Below are 19,092 nucleotides of genomic sequence, written 5' to 3'. Positions count from 1 at the left end.
GCGAGTCCTCCTTGCTGCTAATCCTTCTTACGGCGCAGCGGGCGCGTGGCTGGGCTCTCGTTGCGCGACATCGACTCCGGCGTGCCGTACAGACCCTCACGGCGCGCGATGCGGGAGGTCCTCTGGGCGGTCACCGGGCTGGTAATCATTGCAAACAGTACCAGTAGGAAGAGGATGCCCAGATCGCCACGCTCAGCCGCACTGAAATCTTGGGATCCGGTCACCTTGATGATCGCCCCCACAATGGTGAAGATAAGCCCGGTGGTCTGCGGTTTGGAGATGGCGTGCACGCGCGACATCGTGTCCTTGAAGCGCACCATCCCCACGGCGGCAGTCAGGATGAGCAGGGAGCCGGCGAAGATGAGGACCAGGGAGGCTACATCAGCAATAAATTCGTAACTCATGAATCCCTCTTCCTAAAGCGCGTCACGGAGACCGTAGAGATAAAGCCCAACAGTGCCACGACGAGCATGGCATTCGACACTGTGGTGTCCAGCGTCCAGCACATGTACGTGGCCATCGCGCACTGCGCCATGGCTACAAAACCGTCCACGCCCACCAGGCGGTCCAGCGAGTTGGGGCCGACGACGATGCGCCACGTGGTGATGAGGAACGCTACCACCAGGATGCCGGCGGCCACGGTGAGGAAGATGTTGTAGACGTCCGTGTCCATCAGGAATGGCTCCTTTCGAAGATGGCGATCATGTCCGCCTCCAGCCGGCGCACGGCCGCGGTTTCCCGCTCTAGGTCGCCGTCAGAGTCGGCCGATAGGAGGTGGATGGTGAGCATGCGGTTGGCAATATCGATATCGGAAATGGTGCCGCCCGGCTGCAGGTTGTACAGGCTCACCGCCAGGGCCAGGATGAACTCATTGTCCACACGCATGGGCATCTGGATAATGGCCGTCTTCGGCACCGGCTTGGGCCGCACCGCTAGCCAGCCCACCTTCAGAGAGGCGTGAATGAGCTCCATAAACCAGCGCGCGCCGAAGGCCACCAGGCGTCCCCAACTAATGGAGATGCCCGCGACCGGCATGGCTGGCAGCGGCAGCGCGAAGACGATGAAGATGCCCACCAGCAAGCCGCCGACCAGGTTGGCCACGGTGACTTCGCCCATGAGCAGGCACCACATGATGGTGAGCCACACGATGAACCACGGGCGGAAGCGGTGCTTTACTCCTGAAAGCTTCATCGGGACACCTCCTTTTCTGCGCTGCCCACGGAGGTAGGAAGCGGCGGGGGCGAGGATACAGAGGACGGGGTGGAGGGCGCAGTGCTTGGCGGCGCCTTCGTGGTCCCCGGCTCCGGCTCCGACACCGGGCCGCCGCGGTGTTCCAGCGAGTCCGCGCCGCCGTCGTAGCGGTCCTTCGGATCCAGGTGGCGAGTCGGATTATCGGCGTTGTCACCCAACACGGCGTAGCGATAGATGGAGCCATCCTGCGCCGAGGTAGCCGCCCGGCCCGTCACCGCGGAGATGGGGCCGGCCAGGAACGTCATCGAGACGGAGGCGAGTACTAGCAGTGACGTCGAGGCCAGCATGCCGAACGGCAGGCGGCCCACGTCGGCACGCTCATCCAGTTCGACGTACTCGGTGACCTCGCCCAGGGTAGAGGGCCGGGCCATGGCCAGGTGGCCCTCCGGGGCGTCGCCGCGGTCCCGCAGGAAGCCCTTGGCCCACACCAGGATCATGACGTAGAGCGTGAGCAGGGAGGTGATGATCGCGCCGGCGATGAGCACCCACGACAGCCAGGAGCCCTCGTTGGCGCCGGCCTGCAGGAGCAACACCTTGCCCAGGAAGCCGGAGAACGGCGGGATGCCGCCCAGGTTGATCGCCGGGATGAAGTACAGGATGGCGATGAGCGGCGCGCTGTAGATGAGCGAACCCAGCCGACGCAGGGAGGAGGTACCCGCCTGGCGCTCGACTAGGCCCACGACGAGGAAGAGCGTGGTCTGCACCAGAATGTGGTGCACGGCGTAGAAGATGGCGCCGGACAGGCCCTGCGCGGTGCCCAGCGCCACGCCGAAGATCATGTAGCCGATGTGGCTGACCAGGGTAAAGGACAGCAAACGCTTGATGTCGGACTGCGCAATCGCGCCCAGGATACCCACCAGCATGGTAGCCAGCGCCACCCACATGAGCAGCGTGTCCAGGCCGCCGCCGGTGAAGATGGAGGTGCGCGCGCGGATGATGGCGTACACGCCCACCTTGGTCAACAGGCCCGCGAAGACCGCGGTGACGAGGGACGGCGCGGTGGGGTAGGAGTCCGGCAGCCAGGCGTCCAGCGGGAAGATGGCGGCCTTGATACCGAAGGCGATGAGGAGGACGGAGAAGACCGCGGTGCGCGTGCCCTCCGGGACGTCCTCCATGCGGATGCCAATCTGCGCCATGTTCATGGTGCCCACCGTGGCGTAGACGTAGCCCAAGGCCAGCACGAAGATCAGCGAGGAGGCCATGGATACCATGACGTAGCCCACGCCGGCGCGCACTCGGGCCGGGGAGGCGCCCAGGGTGAGCAGCACGTAGGAGGCCACGAGGAAGATCTCGAAGCCCACGTAGAGGTTGAACAGGTCGCCCGCCAGGAAGGACACGTTCACGCCCATGGTGAGCAGCATGTAGGTAGGCAGGAACACCGCCACCGGCTCGTCCTTTGTGCCGTCGCGCACGCCCTGGGAGATGCCGTACCACATCACGCTGAAGAGCACGACGGAGGAGGTAAAGAGCATCACCGTGGACAGCCGGTCCGCCACCAGCGTGATGCCCACTGGGGCGTCCCAGCCGCCGACCTGCAGGGTTTGGATGCCGGTGGTATCCGCGATGAAGATGAGTGTGGCGTTGACCGCCGCGAGCAGCAGCAGCGAGAAGAACGCGATCTGACGCTGGGCCGTGGCGCTGCGGGCGCACAGGATGGCCAGGGCCGCCGCGATGGCCGGGATGATGATCGGCAGCGGGATGAGGTAGCTGATGTAGGGCAGCAGGGCATCAACGACGGGCTGGATGGTCTCAGTCATCGTTAGCCTCCTTCACCGGTGCCTCGAAGAACTCGGGGCCAAACTTGTCGCCCGCCTTGGTAGCGCGGCCGGTAGACGGGTCGCTGGATGCATCGTGGTCGGGCGCCGCGGCGGCGTTACCCGGGCGCGAGGCAATGGCCGCGATGGCGGTGTCCTCGGTGTCGTCCTCAATGACGTCGGCCGAGCGGTAACGGTATTGGCGGTAGGCCAGGGTAAGGATGAATCCGGTCATGGCCATGGAGATGACGATGGCCGTGAGGATCATGGCCTGCGCCAGCGGATCGGCGATTTCCTCGCCGTAGGGCGCGGACGTGCGGCCATCGATAGGCGGCGAGCCCGCTCGGCCGCCCGCCATCAGCATGAAGAGGTTGGCGCCGTTGCCCAGCAGCAGGATGCCCAGCAGCATCTTGGTCATGGCGCGATCCAGCAGGAGGTAGACACCTGCGCCGCAGAGCGTTCCCGCGGCCAGCAGGAGCATGAGATTAGCATCCATTAGGCGTTGCTCCCTTCGGTGGAACGGGCACTGGACTGTGCAGAGTTCGTGGCATTCGCCGCTTTCTTTTCCTGGTTGCGTCGGGCCAGCGACCGGGCACGGTCGCGGGCGCGCTGCTTACGCATGTCCTCTTCCTCATCCAGCTTGGCGCCCAAGGAGGAGAGCACGCAGAGGGTGAGGCCGACGACGATGAGGTACACGCCGGCGTCGAAAATCAGCGCCGAGGGCAGCGACACATCGCCGACGAGCGGGATGGGCACCTTGGTGTAGGCCGTGGTGAGTGGCGGGTGTCCGAAGAACATCGGCGTGACCACCGCGCTCAGGGAGAACAGTAAGCCCACGGCCATGGTGCGTCCGCCGTCGATAGGCAGCGCCTCCTCCAGCTCCGCGCGCCCACCGGCCAGGTAGCGCAGGATGAGCGCCAGGGCGGCCACGAGACCGCCGGCGAAGCCGCCGCCCGGTGCGTTGTGCCCGGAGAAGAAGAAGTATAGCGACAGCGCCATCATGGACGGGAAGAGCAGGCGGGTGCTCACGTCCACCATGAGGGAGCGGTTGAGTGCCTTTTCCGATTCCGCCCCGGCGGCCAGCCAACGACGGCCAGTGGCGCGCAAGGTGGGCCGCCGGGATTCGCGGGTAAAGGACTGGGTGCGGTAGATGAGGGAGGCAATGCCGGTGGCGGCGATGATAAGGACGGTGATTTCACCGAAGGTATCCCAGGCGCGCAGGTCAACCAGCAGCACATTGACGGTGTTAGCACCATGGCCAATCTCCTTGGCCAGATCCGGCATGAACTGGGAGATAGGCTCCTCGCGCCGCGCGTTGACGGCGAACATGCCCACCATGGTCACCGTGAGCCCCACGCCCACGGCCAGCCAGGCGCGCAGGCGGCCCATCTTCGGGTCCTGCTTCCACTCGGTGGAGGCCGGCATACGGCGCAACACCAGCATGAAGAGCACCATGACGATGGTCTCCACCAGCAACTGCGTGAGCGCCAGGTCTGGGGCACCATGCAGGGCGAAGATGAAGGCTAGCCCGTAGCCGGTGGTGCCGACGAGGATGACTCCGGAGAGGCGGTTATCCAGCACCGCGGCGGTCACCGCCGCGATGATGATGACGACCGCGGCCATAGCCTGCCACGGATTGTCGGCCACAATCATGTGCACATCCGTGAGGTCGCCGCGAATGAGCATAGCCACCGGCAGCACCATGAGCGTGGCAAAAATGATGGTGAGGTTCAGCTGCAGGGAACCGCGCTGCGTGGAGGCGGTGGTGCGCAGGGACAGCTGGCGCAGGTAGTTAATGACGGCGTCGTAGGCCTTGTCTGCCGAACCCAGCGCCGGGTAGGCGAACTGAGCCTTGGCCAGTGCCTTGCGCTGCCAGTGTAGGATCACACCGGCGGCGATGATCACCGCGGAGAGCAGCAGCGCGACGGTCCAGCCGTGCCACAGCGCCAGGTGGGAGCCCTTTTCTATACCGAAGGTGTTGTTCAGGTGCTGGGTAATGCCGTGATCCAGCGGGGTGGGTTGGACACCGAAGAAGATGGTGAGCAGCGTGAGCGCCGCCGGCGGCAGCCACAGGAAGGGGGCCACCGGATGCATGGCGGCTACGGCCTCGGAAGGCTCCTCCTGGCCCTTGGAGGAGAACGCACCCCACAAAAAGCGCAGCGCGTAGGCCATGGTCAGCGCCGAGCCGGCCACGACGGCCGCGAGCAGCAGGTTGCGCGGCATGCCCACCAAGAGCTCTTCATGCATGATGGCCTCGAGCGTGGCCTCCTTGGACACGAATCCCAGCAGCGGCGGGACGCCTGCCATCGACATCGCGGGCAGGATAGCCAGAATGTACAGGCCCGGCTTCTGCTTGCCCAGGCCCGCCAGCTTGCCGACGTCTCTCGTTCCCGCCGCATGGTCAATCGCACCGACGATCATGAACAGCGCGGCCTTGAACAGCGAGTGCGCAAAGGTCAGTGCCAGGCCCGCGTGCATGGCCTCGCGGGAGCCGATGGCAATGACGGCGGTGATAAAACCCAGCTGGGAGACCGTGCCGTAGGCCAGGATGAGCTTGAGATCGCGCTGCTTGAGCGCCATCCAGCCGCCCAGCAGCATGGTGAACGCGCCGAGCGGGACGACGACGAGGTGCCAGGTGGTGACCTCGTGCACCGAGGGAGCTAGGCGCGCGACGAGGTAGATACCCGCCTTCACCATCGCGGCCGAGTGCAGGTAGGCCGAGACCGGGGTCGGGGCGGCCATGGCGCCCGGCAGCCAGAAGTGCGCCGGCGCGATGGCGGACTTGGACAGCGCACCGCACAGGATGAGCACGATGGCCACGGTGAGGTACGGGGTGGTGGCCAGGTCCTCCGTGGCGGCGATGTCAGTAAAGGACCACGCGCCGGTCTGTCGGCCGAGCAGGATGATGCCCATGAGCATGGCCAGGCCGCCCAACACGGTGACCATGAGCGCCTGCTGCGCGGCACGCCGGGAGGACGCGCGCTCGCCGTAGTAGCTGACCAGGAGGAAGGACAGCAAGGAGGTGATTTCCCAGAAGACGTAGAGCAGCAGGAAGTTGTCCGAGATGACCAGGCCGTACATGGCGGTGGCAAAGCCCACCATCTGCGCGCCGAACAGTGCCAGACGCCGCGGCGAGTGGTCAAAGTAGCCCCAACAATAAATGAGTACGAGCGCGCCCACGCCCAAGATGATCAGGCTGAACAGCGCTGAAAGCGCGTCCATGCGGAAGCTGATGTCCAGATGGACGGCGGGCATCCACTCGGCGTCGAAGGCTAGCTGATGGCCTTCGCGTAGCGTGCCCTCGGTCAGCTGGCGCAGCACCCAAAAGAAACCGACGGCGGGCACCATTGCGAGCAGACCAAAGGCCCACCGGCCGAGAGAAAAGATGAGAAACGGAGCGGCGATGGTGGTAAGAACCAGGGCGCAAAAAAGGATGAGCACGGTGCTAGTAGGGGCGTCCTTTGCAAAATTGAAAACCGGCTAATCCCGCTGCACGAATGAGCAGGAAGTACTAGTGCTCACAGTACAGACAGGAAAGCCGGTTTTCACATTCTGGGTTCATACAGTTATATATGGTGCGCCTACAGACTTTCCGCAGGGCCGGATGCCGAGCACATACCGAGCAGATACCTGGCAGGTACTGGGCGGCTCCTGGGCGGATGCGGTGTGGGCGCAGAGTTTGTGCAGAGCGCGTTACTGGAAACGCTGCAGGAAGAGCGCCTCCGCAACGGCAATCTTCTCAATCTCGTTCGGGTCCACGGACTCGTTGGCGGAGTGGATGGTGGCCTGCGGCTCCTCCACACCAAACAGAGCAATCTCAGCGCTGGGGTGCTTGCCCTGCAACTCCACGGTCAGCGGGATGGAACCGCCCATGCCCTGCGTGATGGCCTCGGAACCGTAGGCCTCACCCAGGCACTGGCCCAGCAACGCTACGGCGGGCTTCTCCGGGTCCGTCTCGAAGCCCAGGTTGGCTTCCAGGATGGTGACCTCGATGTGCGCGCCGAACGGGACGTGCTTCTTGAGGTGCTCTGCTACGGCTTCGGCGGTGGTCTGCGGGTCCATGGTGGCCGGGGTGCGCAGGTTCAGGTTGGCCTCCGCGGTTGCCGGCACCGCGTTGACGGCTTCTGCCACCGGGGTAGAGGTAAAGCCAGTCACGGTGATGGCCGGGCGGGCCCAGATGAGGTCCGCGATGGCGGTGGCGCCTGCAGGGTCGTGGGCGCCCATGACCTCGGTGCCGTCGAGCATCTGCGCGTCGGCGCGGAAGTCCTCCTCGGTGTAGGCGGTGTCCTGGCCGGCGGCGAGGGGCCAGGTGCCGTCACAATCGACGCCGTCGATAGTCGTCCGGCCGTACTCATCCGTCAGGGAGTCCAGCGCGCGCATGAGAGCCTTGACGGCGTCGGGAGCCGCGCCGCCGAACTGGCCGGAGTGCACTGCCGAGTTGAGGGTGGAGACCTTGACGTTGATCTGGGAGCCACCGCGCAGGGAGGTGGTCAACGTCGGCACGCCCGCCTTGGCGTTGCCGGCATCGGCGATCAGGATGGCGTCGGCAGCGAACAGCTCCGGGCGCTCCTCAATGAGTGCGGACAGGCCCTCGCCGCCGCGCTCCTCGGAGCCTTCGATGAGGACGGTGAGGTTGAGGTCGGTGCCGCCATTCGCATCTAGGGCGCGCAGGGCGGCCAGGTGCATGGCCACGTTGCCCTTGCAGTCGGCGGCGCCGCGGCCGTACCAACGGCCATTGCGCTCGGTGAGGGTAAACGGATCCGACTCCCACGCCTCCGGGTTGCCGGCCGGGACGACGTCGTAGTGCGAGTAGAGCAGCACCGTCTTCGCACCCTCCTTGCCCGGGCGGGTGGCCAGGATGGCGGTGGAGCCATCGGCAGTAGTGATGGACTGCGGCTCAAGGCCCGCAGTAGACAGGGCGTTGCTGACCCACTCAGCGGCCTTGGCAGTCTGGTCTTCCAAGCCCGGCTCGTTGTGCACGGAGTTGAAGGACACCAGCTCCTTGAGCTGGCTAAAGATGTTCTCGCGGTCGGAAGCGATGAATTCAGAAATGTTGCTCATAGCTTCCAACGTACCCTGTGCGGGCTGGGCGCCGAGCGTATTGGCTAGGCGTAACGGCCGCGGCATACTAGACTTTCTAAGGTTCACTCCATATTGCATTAGAAAGGACCTGACATGGCGACTACCACCGCCGAAGGTTCCCAGTCCACGCTCCGCGAGCTCACGCTGCGCGGCATCATCATTGGTGGACTCATCACGCTGATTTTTACCGCGGCCAACGTCTATCTGGGCCTCAAGGTGGGCCTGACGTTTGCCACCTCCATCCCGGCCGCGGTGATCTCCATGGCCGTGCTGCGCCGCTTTGCCGGTCACAATGTTAAGGAAAACAACATTGTGCAGACCATCGCGTCGGCCGCCGGCACCCTGTCCGCCATCATCTTCGTGCTTCCGGGCCTGGTGATGGTGGGCTACTGGCAGGGATTCTCCTTCGTCGATACCGCGGCGGTGTGCGCCATCGGCGGTGTGCTGGGCGTGATGTACTCCATCCCGCTGCGCCGCGCCCTGGTGACTGGCTCCGACCTGCCGTACCCGGAGGGCGTGGCCGCGGCCGAGGTCCTCAAGGTGGGCGATAGCTCCGGTGTGGAGGGCGATGTTGCCCACGAGGAAAACGCCAAGGGCCTGCGCGTCATCGTCTTCGGCGGCATCCTGTCTGCCGTGATGGCGCTGCTGGCAGCGATGAAGGCGGCGGCGTCGGAAGTCGCGGCGTACTTCAAGCTCGGCTCCGGTGCTACCACCCTGGGCTCCTCGCTGTCCCTGGCGCTCATCGGTGTGGGCCACCTGGTGGGCCTGGCGGTGGGTATAGCCATGCTCGTCGGCGTTGTCATCTCCTACCTGATTCTGCTGCCCATCCTCACCGGTGGTGAGGCTCTGGGAGATCCGGCCACCCTCATGGACACCGTGGATAGTGTCTTCTCCGGCCGCATCCGCTTCATCGGCGTGGGCACCATGGCCATCGCGGCCGTGTGGACGCTGATCAAGATTGCCGGTCCGATTGCTAAGGGCATGGCGGAGTCCTTCGCCTCCTCCCGCCACCGCAAGAGCGGCCAGCAGGTGGACGTGGAGGAGCGCGACATTCCGGCGCCCTACGTCATTGGCACCATCGTTGCCCTCATGATCCCCATCGGCCTGCTGCTGTGGAACTTCGTGCGCGGCACCGATATTCACGAGCACATGGCGGTGCTCATTACCGTGTCTGTGCTCTTTACGCTGCTGGTGGGTCTCGTCATCGCCTCGGTGTGCGGCTACATGGCGGGCCTTATCGGTGCGTCGAACTCGCCGATTTCCTCCATTGGCATTATCGCCGTCATCGTCGCCGCGCTCATCATCGCGCTGGTGACTCGCGGCACCGACGCCGAGCCGCTGTCCCTCGTGGCCTACACGCTGTTTACCGCGGCGATTGTTTTCGGCATCGCCACCATCTCTAACGACAACCTCCAGGACCTCAAGACCGGCCAGCTGGTCGGGGCTACGCCCTGGAAGCAGCAGGTCGCGCTCATCATTGGCGTCATCTTCGGTTCCCTGGTTATCCCGCCGATCCTGCAGGTCATGCTCACCGGCTTCGGCTTCCAGGGCATGGAGGGCGCCGGCGAGGATGCCCTGGCCGCCCCGCAGGCAGCGCTCATGTCCTCGGTGGCCTCCGGCATCTTCGATAGCTCTCTGCCGTGGGACCTCATCGGCCTAGGCGCGGCGATTGGCGCCGTCATCATCGTGATCGATGAGTGCCTGCGCAAGTTCACGGACAAGTACTCCCTGTCCCCGCTGGCCGTGGGCATGGGCATGTACCTGCCGGCCGCCATCACCATCGTGGTGCCTATTGGTGCCATCCTGGGCTACGTGTACAACCGCTGGTCGGCCCGCCAGTCCAACCCGGACTTTGTCAAGCGCATGGGCACGCTGCTGGCCACCGGCCTCATCGTGGGTGAGTCCCTCTTTGGCGTGGTCAACGCGGCCATCATCGCGGCCTCTGGCGGCGAGTCCCCGCTGGAAATCTTTGAGGGCGGAACCTCTGCCAAGGTGATCGGCGTCGTGCTCTTCATCGCCGCTATCACGGTGTCCTACAAGTGGACCTCGAAGAAGGCAGTTGCGGAGAAGTAAGGCAACCTCTTCTATTCCCTTAACTCACATACCTACTCACATACCCATGCCGGTTGTTCGTCGGAGGTAGTCGCGGGCGGTGCGCAAGCACCGCCCGTTCGCTTATAGCGTTCGTGTTGAACCTTGCAGTCGGTGGGGGAGAGTGCCAGAATGGTCGCTAGCACTTCCACGTGGCAAGTGCCAGAAATAAATCAGAGTCATCTATGTGGTTGGGGCTGGAGAACACTCGCCAGCCGTGCCGTCGCGGGCGTCCGTCATAGATCCGACGTGAGTGTCGTCCTCAACAAAGCTTAAGGAGCACAAACACATGGCAAAGATCATTGCCTTCGATGAAGAGGCACGTCGCGGCCTCGAGCGTGGTCTGAACACGCTGGCCGACGCCGTCAAGGTCACCCTCGGCCCCAAGGGCCGCAACGTCGTCCTGGAGAAGTCCTGGGGCGCCCCGACCATTACTAACGACGGTGTCTCCATCGCGCGCGAGATCGAGCTCGAGGACCCGTACGAGAAGATCGGCGCTGAGCTGGTCAAGGAAGTTGCCAAGAAGACCGATGACGTCGCGGGTGACGGCACCACCACCGCTACCGTCCTGGCACAGGCACTGGTTCGCGAAGGCCTGCGCAACGTCGCCGCCGGCTCCAACCCGATGGGCATCAAGCGCGGCATCGAGACCGCTACCAAGAAGGTTGTGGACTCCCTGCTGGCTTCCGCCAAGGAAGTAGAAACCCAGGAGCAGATCGCCACCACCGCTGGCATCTCCGCCGCGGACCCGGCTATCGGTGAGAAGATCGCTGAGGCGATGTACACCGTGGGCAACGGCTCCGTGAACAAGGACTCCGTCATCACCGTGGAGGAGTCCAACACCTTCGGCGTGGACCTCGAGGTTACTGAGGGCATGCGCTTCGACAAGGGCTACATCTCCGGCTACTTCGCCACCGACATGGAGCGCCAGGAGGCTGTCCTGGAGGATCCGTACATCCTGCTCGTCTCCTCCAAGATCTCCAACATCAAGGACCTCGTCCCGCTGCTGGAGAAGGTCATGCAAACCGGCAAGCCGCTGCTCATTATCGCCGAGGATGTCGAGGGCGAGGCCCTGTCCACTCTCGTGGTCAACAAGATCCGCGGCACCTTTAAGTCCGTGGCCGTCAAGGCACCGGGCTTCGGTGACCGCCGCAAGGCCACTCTGCAGGACATGGCCATCCTCACCGGCGGCCAGGTCATCTCCGAGGAGGTCGGCCTCTCCCTCGAGACCGCCGAGATCGAGTACCTGGGCCAGGCCCGCAAGGTCGTTGTGACCAAGGATGAGACCACCATCGTCCAGGGTGCCGGTTCCCAAGATCAGATCGACGGCCGCATCAAGCAGATCCGTGCCGAGATTGAGAACTCCGACTCCGACTACGACCGCGAGAAGCTGCAGGAGCGCCTGGCCAAGCTGGCCGGCGGCGTCGCAGTCCTCAAGGTTGGTGCTGCTACTGAGGTCGAGCTCAAGGAGCGCAAGCACCGCATCGAGGACGCTGTGCGCAACGCTAAGGCTGCCGTGGAGGAGGGCATCGTCGCCGGTGGTGGCGTGGCCCTGTTGCAGGCTGCCGACGTCCTGGATTCCCTCTCCGACCTCACCGGTGACGAGGCCACCGGCGTGAAGATCGTCCGCGAGGCACTGTCCGCACCGCTGAAGCAGATCGCGCACAACGCTGGCCTGGAGCCTGGCGTGGTTGCTGACAAGGTGGCGTCCCTGCCGGCTGGCCAGGGCCTCAACGCTGCATCTGGCGAGTACGTGGACCTCATGGCCGAGGGCATCAATGACCCGGTGAAGGTTACCCGCTCTGCTCTGCAGAACGCGGCCTCCATCGCGGCGCTGTTCCTGACCACTGAGGCGGTTGTGGCTGACAAGCCGGAGCCGGCCGGTGCTCAGCAGATGCCGGATGCTGACGCCATGGGCGGCATGGGCTTCTAAGCGCTCGTACCCATAGCAGAACTTCAGCTCCCCGCGGCGGTGCCGTGGGGAGCTGTTGCGATCTTGAAACCTTCCGGGCGGGAAAAGTAGCCCCACATAGGGGTAAATTTGGGAGTGTGCCCGAAAACTTCGGGTTCAATTTTCAGCCTGTAAAGACATAATCATCGTCGGCGCTGGGGTGCGCGTTACGTATGAGCCAAAGAATTCCGTGAAATTATATCGACACAGCCGCGTTTTACCAGCTAACAGCGTTCCCGCTGGTCAGGTTAACGTTTGGTTAACATTACATTGCTATTTTATGGGTGCTTTAGCGGCAAAAATCACGGCACAACAATTGGGCGTTGGGGCTTGCAATGTTGGGCAGGTGTGGCAAAATTACGTCTTGTGACGCCCGCAGAGGGTGTCTGCAAACCGCAAACCCCTCCGGGCAAATTCTTTACCCGGACTTCACATGAGGAGACCATAATGGATCTTAACTTCATTGGCGAGCAGCTCGGCAACTTCGGCACCTTCGCCGAGGGCATCAAGAAGCTGTTCACCGGCTTCGCTAAGGCCTTCGACACCGTTGCTGGCGCTGTCCAGCTGGGCGACGACTTCGAGGCTGCTCCGAAGACCGAGCAGTTCGACTGGATGTCCTCCAAGTAAGAACATTCGCCTAACGGCGTAATAAGACCACTTCATACTTTCAATCCCAAGGAGTTTTAAAATGGGTACCCTTTCTTCCACCGGCGTTCTCGGTGTCATCCTTAACGTTCTTTACGGTCTCGGCGACGCTGCTACCGGCGCTTCCAAGCTGATCGGCCTGCTGCCGTAAGACTGCACTGCTCACGCAGTACTAAGCCTTAACCCCGCTGACCCGCTTTGGGCAGCGGGGTTTCGCGTATCCAAAACCGGTAAATTCCGCCGTAGTCTGCCACGGCTCCGAAAGTGGGGGTGAATTGGGATCCACCGGAAATATTTAGCGCGCCAGATCTGTGGTTCACAGTTAGAATTAGCGGCATGGCTGATATTAAAGACGACGAACTCCCCGAGATCGACCTTGCACAGACCGACGGCTACGTCGTTGATGACACTGATGAAGACGACCCGGCGCTAATCATGCCGGACGGCTCGCCCGTGGAGACGTGGCGTGAGAAGTACCCGTACGAGGAGCGCATGACGCGTGAGGAGTACGACCCTCTGAAGCGCGCCCTGCAGATCGAGCTGCTGAAGTGGCAGAACTGGACCAAGGAAACCGGCCAGCGCCACATCATTATCTTTGAGGGCCGTGACGCCGCCGGTAAGGGCGGTACCATCAAGCGCTTCAACGAGCACCTGAACCCGCGCGGTGCCCGTACCGTCGCCTTGGAGAAGCCGTCCCCGCGTGAGTCCACCTCGTGGTACTTCCAGCGCTACATCGAGCACTTCCCGTCCGGCGGCGAGATCGTCTTCTTCGATCGCTCTTGGTACAACCGCTCTGGCGTCGAGCGCGTCATGGGCTTCTGCACCGAGTCGCAGCACGCAGAGTTCCTCCGTGAGGTGCCAATGCTGGAGAACATGCTCTTGGGCTCCGGTATTTCGCTGACCAAGCTGTGGTTCTCCGTGACCCGCAAGGAGCAGCGCACTCGCTTCGCTATCCGCCAGATTGACCCGGTGCGCCAGTGGAAGCTGTCCCCGATGGACCTGGCCTCCCTGGGCAAGTGGGACGATTACACCCGCGCCAAGGAAGAGCAGTTCCGCTACACCGATACGGATGAGTCGCCGTGGATCACCATTAAGTCCAACGACAAGAAGCGTGCCCGCATCAACGCCATGCGCTACGTGCTCTCCAAGTTCGAGTACACGGGCAAGGACCACGAGCTGGTGGGCCAGGTGGATGACAAGATTGTCAAGCGCGGTCGCGACCAGATCGACGATTAGGACCTACGTTTTGCGGGAAGGGCCTAACTCATAACCCCTGGCCCTGTCCCCGAATACGAGCAATGCCCTAGCCCCACTGTGGGGCTAGGGCATTTGGCGTTGGCCAGTTTTAGAAGAGGGCCTCAATCTGAGCGATCGGCGCGATGTGGCCGGTTTCCAGCAGGAGGTCGTACAGACCAAAGGAAGAAAGCCCAAGGGTAACGGCTCCGCTTAAGGAACCGATGATGGAGGTGATGATGGTTGCTACGGTGCCCATAATAAATGTCTCCTTGAAAGAGTTAGATTGGAACGCGGGGGAATTCTAGACGTGGAAGGACTGGACGAAGTTCTCGATGGCCGGGATCTCTGCCATCTGACCCAGACGGGTGAGAACGTTGTAGAGACCGTAGGAGGAGAGGATCGTGCTGATCATTGTTTGTAAACTCCTTGTTCGTTAGAGGGACAGCATGAAACCGAAAGCCTCGTATCACCGCGAACGGTTTGTCAATGTTCCAGTTTCGTCCTCAGAATAGCACCCAGGTGGTAGGTGCGCTGGGCTTCTTTCGCGGTTACACGATGCTGGCGAAACAGAAACCCCCGCTCAACGATGTATGGGGTGCACACATCGACAAGCGGGGGCTACCGGGGCTTAGCCGGAAAGTTCTATGAGCGTTTCCAGGGCTCGATGGGGTTGCCCTGCCACACGGAGTTGCGGGGCACCTGGTCGCCGCGCATGACCAGGGAACCCGGGCCGACGGTGGCGGCGGCGCCGATGCGGGAGGCCGGCAGCGCCACCGAGTGTGAACCCAGCGTGGAGCTGGCCTCAATGGTCACGGTGTCCAGGCTCATGACGCGGTCCTGGAACAGGTGGGTCTGCACCACGGTGCCGGGGCCGACGGAGGCACCCGCGCCCACGGCGCAGAGGTCGGTCTCCGGGAACCAGTAGGAGTCAATCCACGCGCCCCGGCCGATCCGCACGCCGAGCGCGCGCAGGCCCTGGTTGATTTCGCCCATGCCGGCGGTGTGGTTGAAGAACCACGGCGCGGCGAGGACCTCCACGAAGGTATCCTGCAGTTCGTTGAGCCAGACAAAGGCCGACCACAGCGGGTGGTCACCCGGGGTGTGCTTGCCCACGCAGATCCACTTTACCGCCACAGTGACGGCGATGGAGATGGCGCCGGCGGCCATGAGGACTAGTCCGCCGAGCAGCCAGGTCAGCGCAACGCCCAGGGTGTTCGCGAGGGCGTAGAGCGCCACCAGGGTGCCAGCCAGCAGCATGGCCGAGGCCATGGGGGCCAAGAGGCGCATCGTCTCGATGAGACCGCGGGCGGCCTTGACACCGAAGCCGGGGGAGTAGGTGAGGGACTCGCCCTGCACGCCATCCACGTGCGCCTCCACGCGGCGCATACGTTCTGGCGGGGAACCCCACCAGTTCGCGCCGGCCTTGGTCTTCTTCGGCGTCGAGGAGAGCACGGCCACCAGTGAGTTCTTCGACAACTTGCGGCCCGGGCCGGTAATACCCGAGTTGCCCACGAAGGAGCGCTTGCCCACCTTGGACTCGCCGGCGAGCATCCAGCCGCCGCCGAGCTCGTAGCCGCCAATCATGGTGTCGTCCGCCAGGAACGCGCCGTCCTTGACCTCGGTGAACTTCGGCACCATGACGGCGGTGGAAATCTCCACGTCCTTGCCAATCGTCGCGCCCAGGGAGCGCAGCCACGTCGGGGTGAGCTGGGAGGCGTAGAGCGGGAAGAGCTTCGTGCGAGCCTCATCCATGAGGCGCTCGATGGCCCACAGGCGCCAGCCCGCGAAGGAACGCACCGCGGTGATGCCGGGCTTGAGCCCCAGCGATAGTACGCGCACACCCAACCAGGTCTGCAGCATGTAGGTGGCAAACGCCACCAGCGCGCCCACCGGGGCGAAGAAGATGGCGCCGACGGCCGGGGCGCCGTCGGTAAGCTGCACCAGCGCCATCACCGCGGCGGCGCCAACGCCCAGCGCCACGATGGGCTGGAGCGCGAGCAGCACCGCGGTGGCGTCGTACACCGGCACCCACAGCGGGCGGCGCTTCGGGGCGTGGGACGGGAAGCGGTGCTTGGAGCGGCCCACCTTCATCGCCGGCGAGCCGGACCAGCGCTGCCCGTCCTTGATCTTCTTGCGCGCGGTCACGGTGGAGCCGGCCTCTCACGTGGGCGTACTTGCCCACGACGGTGCCCGGCAGCAGCGTCGAGCGCGCACCCACGCGCGCGCCTTCCTTGACCTCGATAGCGCCGACGTGGAAGACGTCGCCGTCCAGCCAGTAGCCGCACAAGTCGACCTCCGGCTCGATGGCAGCGTGCTTGCCCAGCTTGAGCAGGCCGGTCACCGGCGGCAGCGAGTGCAGGTCCACGCCGCGGCCAATCTTCACGCCCAGGGCGCGGGCGTAGTTGTTGACGCGGGTAGCACCGGCCAGGGAGCTCGCACCGGTGGCGTTGGCCCAGCGCTCCGCCGCCCACACACGCAGGTGGGTAGCGCCACCGCGCGGGTACTCGCCGGGCGTGATGCCGGCGGTGATAAGCCGCGCGCCGTAACCGCCCAGCGGGATGCGCCCGACCGGAGTCACGAAGACCACGAGTAGTACGGCCACCAGCCACCATGGCGTGGTCATGGCCCACTCCAGGCCCAGAGCGTTGGCCACGTTGGAGCCCAGCAGCAGCCAGGCCAACCAGCTGGTGGCGGCCATGGTCATCACCGGGATCTGAATGAGTGTTTGCGCGATGCGCGTGCCTGCGCCCACGGGCTTGACCTCGCGGACAGGCCCGGCGTCCTCGACGGACTCAGTCCCGGCGAGCTGTTCTGCCAGCGAACCCAGGCGCGGGTGGTCATAGAGATCGCGCACGGCCACGGTGGGGAAGCGCTCGCGGATGCGGCCCACCAGCGTGGCGGCGGCCAGCGAGGTGCCGCCGAGGGAGAAGAAGTCAGCATTGACGTCGTCAACAGACACGCCGAGGGTATCCACCCACAGCTCCGCCAGCCACTGCTCGGTGTCGTTGAGACCGGAGGCCTCCACGCCCACGCCGGGCAGCGGCCACGGCAGGGCCTTCTTATCCACCTTGCCGGAGGTGCGCACGGGCAGCTCCTCCATGACGCAGATGCGCGGCACCAGGGCAGCGGGCATGGTGTCCGCCAGGCGCTCATGCGCGGCCTCGTGGTCAAACCCCAGGTCCGGGTCCTCTAGGGAGACGTAGCCCACGAGCACGGACTCGCCGCCCGGCGTCTTCTGCACGGCCACGGCGGAGTTGTACACGTTGGGAAGGGCCGCCACGTTGGCCTCGACCTCACCGAGCTCGATGCGGCGGCCACCAATCTTGACCTGGTCATCGACGCGGCCGACAAAGTACAGACCGTCCTCTTCCAGGCGCACGTGGTCGCCGGTGCGGTAGGCGCGCTCCCAGCCCAGGGACTCCAGCGGCGCGTACTTCTCCGCGTCCTTGACCGGGTCCAGGTAGGAGGCCAGGCCCACGCCACCGATGACGAGTTCGCCCACCTCACCGAGGGCAACGGGGACGCCATGCTTGCCGACGACCACCAGGTCCCACCCATTGAGCGGCAGACCAATCGATACCGGCTGGCCCGGCAGCATGCGCTGCGCGCAGGCCACGACGGTGGCCTCAGTGGGGCCGTAGGTATTCCACATCTCGCGGTCCTCGGTGGCCAGGCGGTCCACCAGCTCCTGGGAGCAGGCCTCGCCGCCGACGATGAGGAGTCGGATGTTGTCCAAGGCCTCGGCGGGCCATAGTCCGGCCAAGGTCGGCACGGTGGAGACCACCGTGATGTCGCGGCGGATGAGCCAGGGGCCCAAGTCCATGCCGGAGCGCACGAGCGAACGCGGCGCCGGGACCAGGCAGGCGCCGTGGCCCCAGGCCAGCCACATCTCCTCACACGAGGCGTCAAAGGCCACGGACAAGCCGGCCAGCACACGGTCGTCGGGACCGAGGGGGCCGTGGGGGCTATCGGCCAGGAAGAGGGCGGCCTCAGCGTCGACGAAGGCGGCCGCGGAGCGGTGGCTGACCGCCACGCCCTTGGGCTTGCCCGTCGAGCCGGAGGTGAAGATGATCCACGCGGTGTCTTCGGGCCGCGGTTCCTCGAAAAGTGCGCCGTCTCGATCGTCCTTTTCGTCGAACGTGGGGCGCGCCATGCGCGGCCCGCCTTCCCGCACCATGCGGAAACCGTCGTCGGTGAATGCACCGTCGATGTCGGCCTCACCAAAGACCATCTCGGCGCGCTCGTCCGGGTCGTCGGCGTCGACGGGCACGTAGGCGGCGCCGGCGGCAAGCGTGGCCAAGATAGCCAGGTAGAGCTCCCGCTTGCCCGAGGTCATGCGGATGCCGATGCGGTCGCCGCGGCGCACACCGTTGGCGTGGAGCTCGGAGGCCCACGCGGAGACGTCGGCAAGCAGCTCGGCGTAGGTCAGGATCTCGCCGTCATCGAGCGCTGCCGCGTCCGGATAGTGCTCCGCCGTGGTGCGCACGATGTCCCACAAGGTGCGCTCCGGCGCGGCCTCGGAGCCGAGGAGGTACTGCGGCGGTATGGGGTTCGTCGCTGCGTGTGTATCGGGCTCTGTCATTTACGCATCGTCCCCAGTCGCGGCAGCGCCATCGTTGTTATCGTGCGCGGCGTCGGCGGCGATGATGGCCTTGGCCAGCTTGCGCAGGTGCTTGAGCTGCTTGTTGGTGGACTCATCCAGGGCCTCGTCCTCGGCAGCGGCGACGAGCTCCGCCAGCTCCTTGTGGGCCTTTACGCCCTTCTTGGTGGCGGCGATGATCTGGCGGCGGCGGTCCTTGGCGTCGCGCTCGCGCTTGACCCAGTTGCGGGACTCCAGCGAATCGAGCAGGCGCACCATATCGGAGGCGTCGATGGCCAGCGTCTCCGACAACGCGGACTGGGACGACGCGGCCTCTTCCACGAGGCACGTGAGCACCCAGTACTCGCGCAGGGTGGTCTGCTTGGTCTGCAGGGCGGCCTCCACGCCGTCGCGGGTGCGGCGGCGGAGGCGCTCCAGCTGGAAGGACGGGGATTCCAGCAGGGCGGTCGGGATAGTAACAGAATTTGATGAAGACATGCCGA

The 19,092-nt window shown here is 64.6% G+C and carries 13 protein-coding genes and 1 pseudogene; 4 read left to right on the top strand and 10 right to left on the bottom strand.

Features of this window, described 5'->3' with window-relative positions; all coding sequences use genetic code 11:
• Window positions 1-17 precede the first annotated feature (17 nt).
• From ACLI1P_RS11575 to ACLI1P_RS11545, 7 genes are all read right to left on the bottom strand, one after another.
• Entirely contained in the window at window positions 18-404 is a 387-nt protein-coding gene (locus ACLI1P_RS11575; RefSeq protein ID WP_411708936.1) for a monovalent cation/H(+) antiporter subunit G, read from the bottom strand.
• The gene (locus tag ACLI1P_RS11570) at window positions 401-673 is read right to left on the bottom strand and encodes a monovalent cation/H+ antiporter complex subunit F (RefSeq protein ID WP_408929643.1); all 273 of its coding nucleotides are present in this window, start codon (window positions 671-673) and stop codon (window positions 401-403) included. The genes ACLI1P_RS11575 and ACLI1P_RS11570 overlap by 4 nt, the downstream gene beginning before the upstream one ends.
• Window positions 673-1,191, bottom strand: a complete 519-nt coding sequence (locus ACLI1P_RS11565) for a Na+/H+ antiporter subunit E (RefSeq protein ID WP_411708935.1) — start codon at window positions 1,189-1,191, stop codon at window positions 673-675. The genes ACLI1P_RS11570 and ACLI1P_RS11565 overlap by 1 nt, the downstream gene beginning before the upstream one ends.
• The gene (locus ACLI1P_RS11560) at window positions 1,188-3,008 is read right to left on the bottom strand and encodes a Na+/H+ antiporter subunit D (protein WP_411708934.1); all 1,821 of its coding nucleotides are present in this window, start codon (window positions 3,006-3,008) and stop codon (window positions 1,188-1,190) included. The genes ACLI1P_RS11565 and ACLI1P_RS11560 overlap by 4 nt, the downstream gene beginning before the upstream one ends.
• Complete coding sequence (locus ACLI1P_RS11555; RefSeq protein ID WP_408929640.1) at window positions 3,001-3,501, bottom strand: Na(+)/H(+) antiporter subunit C; 501 nt, start codon at window positions 3,499-3,501, stop codon at window positions 3,001-3,003. Before ACLI1P_RS11555 ends, ACLI1P_RS11560 begins: the two co-directional genes overlap by 8 nt.
• Window positions 3,501-6,446, bottom strand: coding sequence for a Na+/H+ antiporter subunit A (locus ACLI1P_RS11550; RefSeq protein ID WP_411708933.1), 2,946 nt, complete (start codon window positions 6,444-6,446; stop codon window positions 3,501-3,503). Before ACLI1P_RS11550 ends, ACLI1P_RS11555 begins: the two co-directional genes overlap by 1 nt.
• A 252-nt stretch (window positions 6,447-6,698) precedes the next feature.
• Window positions 6,699-8,066 (bottom strand): dipeptidase, encoded by a 1,368-nt coding sequence (locus ACLI1P_RS11545; protein ID WP_411708932.1) that lies wholly within the window; start codon window positions 8,064-8,066, stop codon window positions 6,699-6,701.
• Between the two features lie 114 nt (window positions 8,067-8,180).
• Between ACLI1P_RS11545 and ACLI1P_RS11540 the strand changes: the two genes are divergently transcribed.
• The 4 genes from ACLI1P_RS11540 (at window position 8,181) to ppk2 (ending at window position 14,010) form a co-directional block, all read left to right on the top strand.
• The gene (locus ACLI1P_RS11540; RefSeq protein ID WP_296133089.1) at window positions 8,181-10,160 is read left to right on the top strand and encodes an OPT family oligopeptide transporter; all 1,980 of its coding nucleotides are present in this window, start codon (window positions 8,181-8,183) and stop codon (window positions 10,158-10,160) included.
• A 307-nt stretch (window positions 10,161-10,467) separates the two neighbouring features.
• Window positions 10,468-12,111: a chaperonin GroEL gene (gene groL / locus ACLI1P_RS11535; RefSeq protein WP_296133090.1), complete on the top strand. Its 1,644-nt coding sequence runs from the start codon at window positions 10,468-10,470 to the stop codon at window positions 12,109-12,111.
• A gap of 465 nt (window positions 12,112-12,576) precedes the next feature.
• A complete protein-coding gene (locus ACLI1P_RS11530; RefSeq protein WP_306507636.1) occupies window positions 12,577-12,756 on the top strand; it encodes a PorH family porin in 180 nt (59 codons plus the stop codon).
• A 354-nt stretch (window positions 12,757-13,110) separates the two neighbouring features.
• Entirely contained in the window at window positions 13,111-14,010 is a 900-nt protein-coding gene (gene ppk2 / locus ACLI1P_RS11525; RefSeq protein WP_296133092.1) for a polyphosphate kinase 2, read from the top strand.
• Between the two features lie 109 nt (window positions 14,011-14,119).
• Here ppk2 and ACLI1P_RS11520 read toward each other — a convergent pair whose 3' ends face one another.
• The 3 genes and pseudogenes from ACLI1P_RS11520 to ACLI1P_RS11510 all read right to left on the bottom strand — a co-directional run bounded on the left by ACLI1P_RS11520 (window position 14,120) and on the right by ACLI1P_RS11510 (window position 19,087).
• Window positions 14,120-14,266, bottom strand: a complete 147-nt coding sequence (locus tag ACLI1P_RS11520) for a hypothetical protein (RefSeq protein ID WP_411708931.1) — start codon at window positions 14,264-14,266, stop codon at window positions 14,120-14,122.
• Window positions 14,267-14,652: 386 nt separating this feature from the next.
• Window positions 14,653-18,592 (bottom strand): annotated as a pseudogene (locus ACLI1P_RS11515) (Pls/PosA family non-ribosomal peptide synthetase).
• Entirely contained in the window at window positions 18,593-19,087 is a 495-nt protein-coding gene (locus tag ACLI1P_RS11510) for a MarR family winged helix-turn-helix transcriptional regulator (protein ID WP_411708930.1), read from the bottom strand.
• Window positions 19,088-19,092: the final 5 nt, after the last annotated feature.

The organism is Corynebacterium tardum (assembly GCF_046717785.1).
Taxonomy (GTDB): Bacteria; Actinomycetota; Actinomycetes; order Mycobacteriales; family Mycobacteriaceae; genus Corynebacterium.
Note: the sequence above shows the minus strand (reverse complement) of the source record. Positions and strands in the feature narration are given on the sequence as shown.